Annotated in this window: 10 protein-coding genes and 1 pseudogene; all 11 read left to right on the top strand. The window is 60.1% G+C overall.

The window, feature by feature from the left end:
* The first annotated feature begins 17 nt into the window (after window positions 1-17).
* The 11 genes and pseudogenes from serC (at window position 18) to tviB (ending at window position 12,518) form a co-directional block, all read left to right on the top strand.
* A complete protein-coding gene (serC, locus tag ACIPOO_RS02480; RefSeq protein WP_400604169.1) occupies window positions 18-1,103 on the top strand; it encodes a 3-phosphoserine/phosphohydroxythreonine transaminase in 1,086 nt (361 codons plus the stop codon).
* Window positions 1,103-2,197 (top strand): prephenate dehydratase, encoded by a 1,095-nt coding sequence (gene pheA / locus ACIPOO_RS02475; protein WP_400604167.1) that lies wholly within the window; start codon window positions 1,103-1,105, stop codon window positions 2,195-2,197. The genes serC and pheA overlap by 1 nt, the downstream gene beginning before the upstream one ends.
* A 142-nt stretch (window positions 2,198-2,339) precedes the next feature.
* Entirely contained in the window at window positions 2,340-3,452 is a 1,113-nt protein-coding gene (hisC, locus tag ACIPOO_RS02470) for a histidinol-phosphate transaminase (RefSeq protein ID WP_400604165.1), read from the top strand.
* 28 nt (window positions 3,453-3,480) lie between these two features.
* On the top strand, window positions 3,481-5,688 hold the full coding sequence (locus ACIPOO_RS02465) for a bifunctional prephenate dehydrogenase/3-phosphoshikimate 1-carboxyvinyltransferase (protein WP_400605163.1): 2,208 nt from the start codon (window positions 3,481-3,483) through the stop codon (window positions 5,686-5,688).
* Window positions 5,685-6,374: a (d)CMP kinase gene (gene cmk / locus ACIPOO_RS02460; protein WP_274132318.1), complete on the top strand. Its 690-nt coding sequence runs from the start codon at window positions 5,685-5,687 to the stop codon at window positions 6,372-6,374. The genes ACIPOO_RS02465 and cmk overlap by 4 nt, the downstream gene beginning before the upstream one ends.
* Window positions 6,375-6,497: 123 nt before the next feature.
* Window positions 6,498-8,182 (top strand): annotated as a pseudogene (rpsA, locus tag ACIPOO_RS02455) (30S ribosomal protein S1).
* A gap of 182 nt (window positions 8,183-8,364) precedes the next feature.
* Window positions 8,365-8,664 carry an integration host factor subunit beta gene (gene ihfB / locus ACIPOO_RS02450; protein WP_037011901.1) on the top strand — a complete coding sequence of 100 codons (300 nt, stop codon included), beginning with the start codon at window positions 8,365-8,367 and terminating at the stop codon, window positions 8,662-8,664.
* Window positions 8,665-8,683: 19 nt separating this feature from the next.
* The gene (locus ACIPOO_RS02445; RefSeq protein ID WP_400604163.1) at window positions 8,684-8,935 is read left to right on the top strand and encodes a lipopolysaccharide assembly protein LapA domain-containing protein; all 252 of its coding nucleotides are present in this window, start codon (window positions 8,684-8,686) and stop codon (window positions 8,933-8,935) included.
* A 136-nt stretch (window positions 8,936-9,071) separates the two neighbouring features.
* Window positions 9,072-10,121 carry a Wzz/FepE/Etk N-terminal domain-containing protein gene (locus ACIPOO_RS02440; RefSeq protein ID WP_400604161.1) on the top strand — a complete coding sequence of 350 codons (1,050 nt, stop codon included), beginning with the start codon at window positions 9,072-9,074 and terminating at the stop codon, window positions 10,119-10,121.
* Window positions 10,122-10,569: 448 nt separating this feature from the next.
* The gene (locus ACIPOO_RS02435) at window positions 10,570-11,145 is read left to right on the top strand and encodes an acyltransferase (RefSeq protein ID WP_274132313.1); all 576 of its coding nucleotides are present in this window, start codon (window positions 10,570-10,572) and stop codon (window positions 11,143-11,145) included.
* A 95-nt stretch (window positions 11,146-11,240) separates the two neighbouring features.
* On the top strand, window positions 11,241-12,518 hold the full coding sequence (tviB, locus tag ACIPOO_RS02430; protein ID WP_274132311.1) for a Vi polysaccharide biosynthesis UDP-N-acetylglucosamine C-6 dehydrogenase TviB: 1,278 nt from the start codon (window positions 11,241-11,243) through the stop codon (window positions 12,516-12,518).
* The last annotated feature ends 11 nt before the right edge of the window (window positions 12,519-12,529 follow it).

Here is a 12,529-nt window from a genome sequence, read left to right as displayed (position 1 = left end):
ATTTGACGAGAGTGGATATGAGCAAGCGAGCCTTTAACTTCTGCGCTGGTCCCGCCGCGCTTCCTGAAGCAGTCCTGCAGCGTGCCCAGGCCGAAATGCTGGACTGGCGTGGCAAGGGCTTGTCGGTGATGGAGATGAGCCATCGCAGCGACGATTACGTGGCCATTGCCGAGAAGGCCGAGCAGGACCTGCGTGACTTGCTGTCCGTCCCCTCCAACTACAAGGTGCTGTTCCTGCAGGGCGGCGCCAGCCAGCAGTTCGCCGAGATCCCGCTGAACCTGCTGCCGGAAACCGGCACCGCAGACTACATCGAGACCGGTATCTGGTCGAAAAAGGCCATCGAGGAAGGGCGCCACTTCGGCAACATCAACGTTGCTGCCAGTGCCAAGCCCTACGATTACCTGGCGATTCCGGGCCAGAACGAGTGGCAGCTGACCAAGAACGCCGCCTACGTGCACTACGCCTCCAACGAAACCATTGGCGGCCTGCAGTTCGACTGGGTTCCAGAGACAGGCGACGTGCCGCTGGTGGTCGACATGTCTTCGGACATCCTCTCGCGCCCGATCGACGTTTCGCAGTACGGCCTGATCTACGCCGGTGCGCAGAAGAACATCGGCCCGAGCGGCCTGGTGGTGGTGATCGTGCGTGAAGACCTGCTGGGCCGTGCCCGCAGCAGCTGCCCGACCATGCTCAACTACAAGGTCTCGGCCGACAACGGCTCGATGTACAACACCCCGGCGACCTACTCCTGGTACCTGTCGGGCCTGGTGTTCGAATGGCTCAAGGAGCAGGGCGGTGTCGAGGCCATGGAGCAGCGCAACCGCGCCAAGAAAGACCGCCTGTACGGCTTCATCGACAGCAGCGACTTCTACACCAACCCGATCAGCCACAACGCCCGTTCGTGGATGAACGTGCCGTTCCGCCTGGCTGACGAGCGCCTGGACAAGGCGTTCCTGGCCGGCGCCGACGCCCGTGGCCTGCTCAACCTCAAGGGCCACCGCTCGGTGGGCGGCATGCGCGCCTCGATCTACAACGCCCTGGGCCTGGACGCGGTCGAAGCCCTGGTGGCCTACATGGCTGAATTCGAGAAGGAACACGGCTGATGTCTGAACAAGAGCTCAAGGCGCTGCGGGTTCGCATCGACAGCCTGGACGAAAAGGTCCTGGAGCTGATCAGCGAGCGGGCACGCTGCGCGCAGGAAGTGGCGCGAGTCAAGATGGCCAACCTGGCCGAGGGCGAGGAGCCGGTGTTCTACCGTCCCGAGCGTGAAGCCGCCGTGCTCAAGCGCGTGATGGAACGCAACCGTGGCCCGCTGAGCAACGAAGAGATGGCGCGTCTGTTCCGCGAAATCATGTCCTCGTGCCTGGCGCTGGAGCAACCCCTGAAGGTCGCTTACCTGGGCCCTGAAGGCACCTTCACCCAGGCTGCGGCACTCAAGCATTTCGGCCATGCCGTCATCAGCAAGCCGATGGCTGCCATCGACGAAGTGTTCCGCGAAGTGGCCGCCGGTGCGGTCAACTTCGGCGTGGTGCCGGTGGAAAACTCCACCGAGGGTGCGGTCAACCACACCCTGGACAGCTTCCTCGAGCATGACATGGTCATCTGCGGCGAGGTCGAGCTGCGCATTCACCACCACCTGCTGGTGGGTGAAAACACCAAGACCGACAGCATCAGCCGCATCTACTCCCACGCCCAGTCGCTGGCCCAGTGCCGCAAGTGGCTGGACGCCCATTACCCGAATGTCGAGCGCGTGGCGGTGTCCAGCAACGCCGAAGCGGCCAAGCGGGTCAAGGGCGAGTGGAACTCGGCGGCCATCGCCGGTGACATGGCGGCAAGCCTGTATGGCCTGACGCGCATTGCCGAAAAGATCGAAGACCGTCCGGACAACTCGACGCGTTTCCTGATGATCGGCAACCAGGAAGTGCCACCGACCGGCGACGACAAGACGTCGATCATCGTGTCGATGAGCAACAAGCCTGGCGCGCTGCATGAATTGCTGGTGCCTTTCCATGAAAACGGCATCGACCTGACCCGTATCGAGACCCGGCCTTCGCGCAGCGGTAAATGGACCTACGTGTTCTTCATCGATTTCGTCGGCCACCACCGTGATCCTCTGATCAAGGCGGTGCTGGAGCGGATCAGTGGCGAAGCCGTGGCCCTCAAGGTGCTGGGTTCCTACCCGAAGGCCGTGCTCTAAACGGTTTTGATCTTGTAGCAGCACGGCTTGCCGGCGGGGGCGTCCTCAAGATCGCCCCCGCCGGCAAGCGGAGCGCCGCCCGGCCGGGCTGCTACGGTCCGGGTAACCATCGATCTGCGTTTTAGAAGAGGTAAAGCGGTAAATGAGCGGCGACTTCCTCGCGCTGGCACAGCCTGGCGTGCAAAAACTTTCGCCATACGTTCCCGGCAAGCCGGTGGACGAGTTGGCCCGTGAGCTGGATATCGATCCGGCGCGCATCATCAAGCTGGCCAGCAACGAAAACCCCATGGGCGCCAGCCCCAAGGCGTTGCAGGCCATCCAGGATGCGCTGGTCGAGCTGACCCGCTACCCTGACGGCAACGGCTTCGACCTCAAGCAGGCGCTGTCGGTGCGTTGCGGCGTCACGCCCGCTCAAGTGACGCTGGGCAACGGCTCCAACGACATTCTTGAAATCGTCGCGCGCGCCTATCTGGCGCCGGGCTTGAATGCAGTGTTCAGCGAACACGCCTTTGCGATCTATCCAATCGTCACCCAGGCCGTGGGCGCCAGTGCGCGCGTGGCCAAGGCCAAGGACTGGGGGCATGACCTGCCGGCCATGCTGGCGGCCATCGACGGCAATACTCGGGTGGTGTTCATCGCCAACCCGAACAACCCTACCGGCACCTGGTTCGGTCCGCAGGCCCTGGCTGACTTCCTCGCCGACGTGCCCAAGGATGTTCTGGTGGTGCTGGACGAGGCCTACATCGAGTACGCAGAAGGCGCCGAGTTGCCCGATGGTCTGAACTTCCTGGCCGATTACCCGAACCTGCTGGTGTCGCGGACCTTCTCCAAGGCCTACGGCCTGGCCTCGCTGCGGGTCGGCTATGCGCTGTCTTCGCCGGCGGTGGCCGACGTGCTCAACCGCGTCCGCCAGCCATTCAACGTCAACAGCCTCGCGCTGGCCGCTGCCTGTGCCGCGCTGGACGACGCCGAGTACGTCGCCCAGAGCCGTCTTTTGAACGAAGCCGGCATGCAGCAACTGGAAAGTGGCCTGCGCCAGTTGGGGCTGGGCTGGATCCCCTCCAAGGCCAACTTCATCGCCGTGGACCTGGGCCGTGAAGCGGCGTCGGTCTATGACGGCCTGCTGCGTGAAGGCGTGATCGTGCGCCCGGTTGCCGGCTACGGCATGCCGAACCACCTGCGGGTCAGCATTGGCCTTGCGGATGAGAACACCCGTTTCCTCGAAGCATTGAGCAAGGTTCTGGCGCGTGGTTGATGTCATTGCAGTGCAATCCGCTGCACCTATGATCGGCCGCCTGGTGGTGGTCGGTCTCGGTCTGATCGGGGGCTCGTTCGCCAAAGGCTTGAAGGAAAGCGGCCTGTGTCGCGAAGTGGTCGGCGTCGATCTCGACCCGCAGTCGCGCAAACTGGCCGTCGAACTGGGTGTGGTCGACCGTTGTGAAGACAATCTTGCTACAGCTTGCGTCGGGGCCGATGTCATTCAGTTGGCCGTGCCGATCCTGGCCATGGAGAAACTGCTGGGCGTGCTGGCCAAGCTCGACCTGGGCGATGCCGTGCTGACCGACGTGGGCAGTGCCAAGGGCAACGTCGTGCGTGCTGCACGGGAAGCCTTCGGCGAAATGCCTGCGCGTTTCGTGCCCGGCCACCCGATTGCCGGTTCCGAGCAGAGCGGGGTGGAGGCCTCCAACGCCCAGTTGTTCCGTCGCCACAAGGTCATTCTTACGCCGCTGCCGCAAACCGATGCCGACGCCCTGGCGCTGGTGGACCGCATGTGGTCGGCGCTGGGTGCCGATGTCGAGCATATGCAGGTCGAGCGTCACGACGAAGTGCTGGCCGCGACCAGCCATCTGCCGCACCTGCTGGCGTTCGGCCTGGTGGATTCGCTGGCCAAGCGCAATGAAAACCTGGACATCTTCCGTTACGCAGCCGGCGGTTTCCGCGATTTCACCCGCATCGCCGGCAGTGATCCGGTGATGTGGCACGACATCTTCCTCGCCAACCGCGAGGCGGTGCTGCGCACCCTGGACACCTTCCGCAGCGATCTGGACGCCCTGCGCGACGCCGTGGACGCTGGCGACGGTCACCAACTGCTGGGCGTGTTCACCCGCGCCCGGGTGGCCCGCGAGCATTTCGGCAAGATTCTGGCCCGCCGCGCCTACGTTGAAAAAGTCTCTGCCCAAGAGCAGGTCTTTGTCGCCCAGCCTGGCGGCAGCGTCAGCGGGCAGATTCGCGTGCCGGGCGACAAGTCGATTTCCCATCGCTCGATCATGCTCGGCTCGCTGGCCGAAGGCACGACCGAAGTCGAGGGTTTCCTCGAAAGCGAAGACGCCCTGGCGACCTTGCAGGCGTTTCGCGACATGGGCGTAGTCATCGAAGGTCCGCACCACGGGCGCCTGACGATTCACGGCGTCGGCCTCAATGGTCTGCAACCCGCGCCGGGTCCGATCTACCTGGGCAATTCCGGCACTTCGATGCGCTTGCTGGCCGGGCTGTTGGCGGCGCAACGCTTCGACAGCGTGCTCACTGGCGATGCGTCATTGTCCAAGCGTCCGATGGAACGCGTGGCCGAGCCGCTGCGACAGATGGGTGCGGTCATCGAAACCGCAGCCGACGGGCGCCCGCCGCTGACCATTCGCGGCGGCAAGCCGCTGTCGGGCATCAGTTACGTCATGCCGATGGCCAGCGCCCAGGTCAAATCCTGCCTGTTGCTGGCCGGTCTTTATGCAGACGGCACCACCACCGTGACCGAGCCTGCGCCGACCCGCGACCATACCGAGCGCATGCTGCGCGGTTTCGGTTATGCGGTGGCGGGCAACGGCGCGACGGCTTCGGTGAAGGCGGGCGGCGCGCTCGTGGCATCGCGCATCGAGGTCCCGGCGGATATTTCCTCGGCGGCGTTCTTCCTGGTTGCGGCGTCCATCGCCCAGGATTCGGAATTGTTGCTTGAGCATGTCGGCGTCAATCCGACTCGTACCGGGGTGATCGACATTTTGCGTTTGATGGGGGCGGACATCGCCGTGCAGAATCTGCGCGAAGTCGGTGGCGAGCCTGTGGCGGACCTGCGTGTTCGTCATGCCAGACTCAAGGGCATCGAGATTCCAGAGGCCCTGGTGCCACTGGCCATCGACGAGTTCCCGGTGCTGTTCGTCGCCGCAGCCTGCGCCGAAGGGCGTACCGTGTTGCGAGGCGCCCAGGAGTTGCGCGTCAAGGAGTCCGACCGCATCCAGGCGATGGCCGACGGTCTGACCGTGCTGGGCATCAAGGTTGAACCCACCGCCGATGGCCTCATCATTGAAGGTGGCACGCTCGGTGGTGGCGAAGTCGATGGTCACGGCGATCATCGCATTGCCATGGCATTCAGTATCGCGTCGTTGCGCGCAGCGGCCCCGATCCGTATTCGGGACTGCGCGAACGTCGCGACTTCATTCCCCAATTTCCTGGCCCTGTGTGGCCAGGTGGGTATTCGTGTAGCGCAAGAGGGGCAATCGTGAAAGTTCAAGCTCCGGTCATTACGATCGACGGACCAAGCGGTTCCGGGAAAGGGACGGTAGCGGGCCTGTTGGCCAAGCGCCTTGGGTGGTGCCTGCTGGATTCGGGCGCGCTGTATCGTCTGCTGGCGTTCGCTGCCCGCAATCACGGCGTAGACCTGACCAACGAGGAAGCGCTCAAGCTTCTGGCCGCGCATCTGGATGTGCAGTTCGAGGCGGCGACCGACGATCATGGTCAGCGCATCATTCTCGAAGGTGAAGACGTCACCCTGGCGATCCGCAACGAACAGATCGGCAGCGGCGCCTCGCAAGTGGCTTCGCTGCCTGCTGTGCGTGAAGCCTTGCTGCAGCGCCAGCGGGCATTCCAGGAGTTCCCAGGCCTGATCGCCGACGGCCGCGACATGGGTACCGTGGTGTTCCCGGCCGCGCCGCTGAAGGTTTTCCTGACCGCCAGCGCCGAGGAGCGTGCTCGTCGGCGATATTTGCAGTTGAAGGCCAAGGGCGACGATGTTAGTCTGTCGAGTCTGCTAGATGAGATACGTGTCCGTGATGAACGCGACACCCAGCGAGCGGTAGCCCCGCTCAAGCCGGCGCAAGACGCCATTCAGCTGGATTCCACCGAATTGTCCATCGAGCAGGTGCTGGAACGCATCCTGAGTGAAGTCGCCCTTCGCGATCTCGCTGGATGACCAGAAAGCCATACGGGAAGACCAGTCATAGTCCCGTAGGCTTTCTTTCATATGAACGAAACCCACGTGGTCTGGAACGTGGCAGATGGGCGGCTACTTCGCCCTTATCCAACAGGAATTAAAATGAGCGAAAGCTTTGCAGAACTTTTTGAAGAAAGCCTGAAGACCCTCAACCTTCAGCCAGGTGCCATCATCACCGGTCTGGTTGTCGATATCGACGGCGACTGGGTTACCGTACACGCTGGCCTGAAGTCCGAGGGCGTCATCCCGCTCGAGCAGTTCTACAACGAAGCTGGCGAGCTGACCATCAAGGTCGGTGACGAAGTTCACGTTGCGCTGGACGCGGTCGAAGACGGCTTTGGCGAAACCAAACTGTCCCGCGAAAAAGCCAAGCGTGCTGAGTGCTGGATCGTTCTGGAAGCGGCTTTCGCAGCTGAAGAAGTGGTCAAGGGCGTTATCAACGGTAAGGTTAAAGGCGGCTTCACTGTCGACGTTAACGGCATCCGTGCGTTCCTGCAGGTTCTCTGGTTGACGTCCGTCCAGTGCGCGACACCACGCACCTGGAAGGCAAAGAGCTGGAATTCAAGGTCATCAAGCTGGACCAGAAGCGCAACAACGTTGTCGTTTCCCGTCGCAGTGTCCTGGAAGCCGAGAACAGCGCCGAGCGCGAAGCTCTGCTGGAATCCCTGCAGGAAGGTCAGCAAGTCAAGGGTATCGTCAAGAACCTCACCGACTACGGCGCATTCGTCGACCTGGGCGGCGTCGATGGCCTGCTGCACATCACCGACATGGCCTGGAAGCGCATCAAGCATCCATCGGAAATCGTCAACGTTGGCGATGAGATCGATGTAAAAGTCCTGAAGTACGATCGCGAGCGCAATCGTGTTTCCCTGGGTCTGAAGCAACTGGGTGAAGACCCATGGGTTGCTATCAAGGCTCGTTACCCGGAAAGCACCCGCGTTACCGCGCGTGTAACCAACCTGACCGACTACGGCTGCTTCGCAGAGCTGGAAGAAGGCGTGGAAGGCCTGGTACACGTTTCCGAAATGGACTGGACCAACAAGAACATCCACCCATCGAAAGTCGTTCAGGTTGGCGACGAAGTGGAAGTCATGGTTCTGGACATCGACGAAGAGCGTCGTCGTATCTCCCTGGGCATCAAGCAGTGCAAATCTAACCCATGGGAAGATTTCTCTGGCCAGTTCAACAAGGGCGACAAGATCTCCGGCACCATCAAGTCGATCACCGATTTCGGTATCTTCATTGGTCTGGACGGCGGCATCGACGGTCTGGTTCACCTGTCCGACATCTCCTGGAACGAAGTGGGCGAAGAAGCCGTACGTCGCTTCAAGAAGGGCGACGAGCTCGACACCGTGATCCTGTCTGTTGATCCAGAGCGTGAGCGCATCTCGCTGGGTATCAAGCAGCTGGAAAGCGATCCGTTCTCCGAGTACGTCACTGTCAATGACAAAGGCGCTATCGTTCGCGGTACCGTTAAAGAAGTTGACGCCAAAGGCGCCATCATCACTCTGGCCGACGACATCGAAGCTACCCTCAAAGCCTCCGAAATCAGCCGTGACCGCGTTGAAGACGCGCGTAACGTTCTGAAAGAAGGCGAAGAGATCGAAGCCAAGATCATCAGCGTTGACCGTAAGAGCCGTGTGATTTCTCTGTCCATCAAGTCGAAAGACGTTGAAGACGAGAAAGAAGCCATTCAGAGCCTGCGTAGCAAGCCTGAAACCGCAGAAAACACTGGTCCTACCACTCTGGGTGACCTGCTGCGTGCTCAAATGGAAAAACAGAACTGAGTTCTGTCTGACCATTGAAAAAGGGCGACTTCGGTCGCCCTTTTTTGTGGGCGGTGTTTTTTTCGGCAATCACCAGGCGCAAGTGATCACATAAGTGGGGCAGTGGGGCTGTTCAAATCCATTCGGTCATGCTAAAACCTTCAAAGCGCTTTACCTAGCTGCTTGAAAAAGAAGGGAAAAATATGACGAAGTCGGAGTTGATCGAACGAATTGTCACCCATCAAGGACTGCTCTCATCCAAGGATGTGGAGCTGGCCATCAAGACCATGCTTGAGCAGATGTCGCAATGCCTCGCCACAGGCGACCGTATCGAGATACGGGGCTTTGGCAGCTTTTCCCTGCATTACCGCGCGCCTCGTGTAGGCCGCAATCCAAAGACCGGACAGTCGGTCAGTCTGGACGGCAAGTTCGTCCCGCACTTCAAGCCCGGCAAGGAATTGCGTGATCGGGTGAACGAAGAGGAGGAGCATGAGCTCCAATAGCGTTCTAAAGGAGTGCTGAATGCGAAATCTCAAACGCCTGGTTTTTTTTATAGTCGTCGTGCTGATCGTCTCGGCGACGGTAGTATTCATGCTTGAAAACCAGCAGCCGGTGGCGTTGGTGTTCTTTGGCTGGTCGGCGCCCGAGTTTTCGGTGGCTGTACCGGTGATACTGGCGTTGTTGCTGGGCATGGCGATTGGGCCTGCTCTGGCATGCCTGATGAAACTTAAAAGAAAATCCACCCCGAGGGCTCCCGCCACTCGTCAGGTTTAGACATGGCTGCGGCTGCCGCGCAGCACACATTTTCAATACTCGTTGCCGTTCACGTCTGTGCCCCCCCGCTCGAGAGGTGCAGCGCTGTGCGTTCTTCGATTTCTTGACCCCACACGTTAGGACAAGGCCAGCCACAATGGCAAATAGCTCATCGACTGAAAAAACAACTGACGAAATCGATGTCATGGAAGTACTGACGGTGCTTTGGCAGCAGAAAGTGCTCGTGCTGGCCGCCATTGTCGTCTGCACGCTGATCGCGGCCGCCTATGTGTCGCAGATCAAGCCGGTGTACGAGGCGCGAGGGTATCTATTACCTCCGACCAATGACGACATCAAGGAGATGAACAAGGGCCGCGGTGAGGAGTTGAGCCTCAAGCCCTTTACCGACAAGGACATGTATGACGTCTACACGCGCGAGCTTCAGGCAGAGGCAACGCGCAAGGCCGTATTTGACCGGGTCGTCCTGCCCGCCAACGCCGCTGCGGCTAACGGTGAGTCCCGGGAGGCGGCCTATGAACGCTTCCTGAAATCCGTGACCGTTTCGCCTGTCGGTGCCGAGCTGGACAAACGCTTTGCGATCACCGTTCAAGGCCAGGACCCGGCGCAGGCCGCCGCAGTGATCAAGGCCATGATTTTCGAGGCCCAGGAGGTAGCCGTTCCGGAAGTGATCGCATGGAGCGGGCGCCAGACCACCGTGGCCCTGGCCGATATTTCCCGGGACATCGCTCATCTGCGCGAAATCGAGAGCGAGACGCGCGAAGATGAGATCACTCGTCTTCAGGAGGCCCTGTCTGTCGCGCAGGCGATGGGTCTGGAGAATCCGGCCCCTGTCTCGGCATCGGGCAAGGCCCAGGTGGATGCGCTCGTGAATGACAAGCTCAGTTACATGCGCGGGACCAAAGCCCTCGCTGCGCAGATCCAGGTGCTGTCGGAGCGCAAGTCCGGTGACCCCTTCATCCCGAATCTGCGGACCCTGCAGATGAAAGAGCGCTTCATCGACAATCTCCAGATCAATCCCGAGCGTGTTCGCCTGTATCGTCTTGACGGTTCAATCGATGTACCTACCCAGCCGATGAGTTCGCGCAAGCGCCTGATTCTCGCGATGGGCGTGTTGGGCGGAGCGGGTCTGGGTGTATTCCTGGCCCTGGCCCGTTATTTCCTGATGGGCCGCCGCAAGATAAGTTGAGCCTGAAGGAGCATGTCGGCTAGCTGGATGAATGTCCGGCTCGCCGACATGGCTTGTAAGATTTTTGCCCAAACAGTCGGTCAAGTGCTCTGTAAGCTTGCGCACCCTTATATGCAGTGTTGCCATGGTGTAGTGTAAAGAGATGTCAATGCGCCATGAATGATCCGGCATCTGTAACCCTGGCGGGGCAATTGTGTAATGGGCGGGAGCGCAACGGTCGAAATATTTATCGGCGACCAACTCTTTCAGATAATCGAAGGCATAATGTCCGGCAGTTCGGCGTCATGTGTTCAGACTTTGGCGACGGCGGGCGCAGGCACGTATCTTCCTTGATGTGGCGTGCAGGCGGAGCGGGCTGAAGAAAGCGGGCAATGTTCGGCCAATAGCCGTAACAAATAACGATTATGGTCTCGCTGCTATCAAATTCATGATCTGAAGGTATGACAGGATGGCTTATCTTACGGACTCCCAGTTGGCCGAGGCAGGCTTCAGGAAACTGGGTAAGCACGTGAAAATCAGTGACAAGGCGTGCATCTACAATGCCGACCAGATCGAGATAGGAGACTACTCCCGTATCGATGACTTCTGCGTGATTTCAGGCAACGTGCGGCTGGGCAAATATAACCATATTACGCCCATGTGCCTGATCGCCGGAGGAGTGCCCGGTGTCTTCCTCGAAGACTTCTGTACGCTGGCTTATGGCGTCAAGGTCTTTTCGCAGTCTGACGACTACAGTGGTCACACCATGACCAACTCCCTGGTGTCGAAGAAGTTCAAGAACGAGACCTTTGCCGCCGTGCATCTGGGCAAGCATGTGATCATTGGTGCCTCTGCTGTCGTCTTCCCAGGTGTGACGGTTGCCGAAGGCTGTGCGATTGGCGCCATGGCGCTCGTCACCAAAAGCACCGCCCCATGGGGTGTGTACGCGGGGATACCGGCCAGGAGGGTCAAGGACAGGGAGAGAAGAATTCTGGAACTGGAGCCCTTGTTCCTCGAGGAACAGGCTCTGGCGGGCAATTCATAGGAAGGTGCCGTCAGCGGCACACATTCCCCCCATGGTTCGCTGATGCGCAGCGACCAGGGGCGTAAACACTTAAAGATTTGACTTAAGGCTATAGAATGAAAAGTATCGAAAACATCAAGTTGGCCATCGTGGGCCTGGGTTATGTAGGACTTCCGCTTGCCGTGGAGTTCGGCAAGATCCGCTCGGTGGTGGGATTTGATATCAACCAGTCCCGCATCGATGCCCTGAACGCCGGGCAGGATTCGACCCTGGAAGTCAGCGAAGAAGAACTCAAGCAGGCCAGACACCTGGTCTACAGCGCCGACCTGGAACAGCTCAAGCAGTGCAACACCTACGTGGTCACGGTGCCTACTCCGATCGACGAGTACAAGCAGCCTGACCTGACCCCCTTGATCCGTGCATCCGAGACCATCGGCAAGGTGCTGAAGGCCGGCGACATCGTCATCTACGAATCGACTGTCTACCCGGGTGCGACCGAGGAAGACTGCGTGCCGGTACTCGAGCGCGTCTCGGGCCTGAAATTCAACGTGGACTTCTTCGCGGGCTACAGCCCCGAGCGCATCAACCCGGGCGACAAGGAGCACCGCGTCACCACCATCAAGAAGGTGACTTCCGGTTCCACCCCTGAAATCGCCGAAGTGGTCGATCAGCTCTACAACCAGATCATCATCGCCGGTACTCACAAGGCCAGCAGCATCCGCGTTGCAGAAGCGGCCAAGGTCATCGAGAACACCCAGCGCGACCTGAACATCGCCCTCATCAACGAACTGGCCATCATCTTCAACAAGATGGGCATCGACACCGAAGAAGTGTTGAAGGCAGCCGGCACCAAGTGGAACTTCCTGCCGTTCCGTCCAGGTCTGGTCGGTGGCCACTGCATCGGCGTTGACCCGTACTACCTGACCCACAAGGCCCAGGCCATCGGCTACCACCCTGAAATCATCCTCGCTGGCCGTCGCCTCAACGACAGCATGGGCGCTTACGTCGTTTCCCAGATGGTCAAGTCCATGCTCAAGCGCCGCATCCATGTCGAGGGCGCGCGCGTCCTGGTCATGGGTCTGACCTTCAAGGAAAACTGCCCGGACCTGCGCAACACCCGCATCGTGGACATCGTTCAGGAACTGGCTGAGTACAACATCAGCGTGGACGTCTTCGATCCATGGGTCGATATCGCAGAAGCGCAGCATGAATACGGCATCACCCCGGTCACTGCTCCTGCAGAGGGCCAGTACGACGGCATCTTCCTGGCCGTGGCGCACAATGAATTCCGTGAACTGGGCGCGGCCCGGATTCGCAAGTTCGGCAAGGCGGAACACGTTCTCTACGACTTGAAATACCTGCTGACGGCTGAAGAATCGGATATCCGTCTGTAATCCGGGTGTTT

This window comes from Pseudomonas sp. NPDC090201 (assembly GCF_044746825.1).
Lineage (GTDB): Bacteria > Pseudomonadota > Gammaproteobacteria > Pseudomonadales > Pseudomonadaceae > Aquipseudomonas > Aquipseudomonas putida_AD.
Note: the sequence above shows the minus strand (reverse complement) of the source record. Positions and strands in the feature narration are given on the sequence as shown.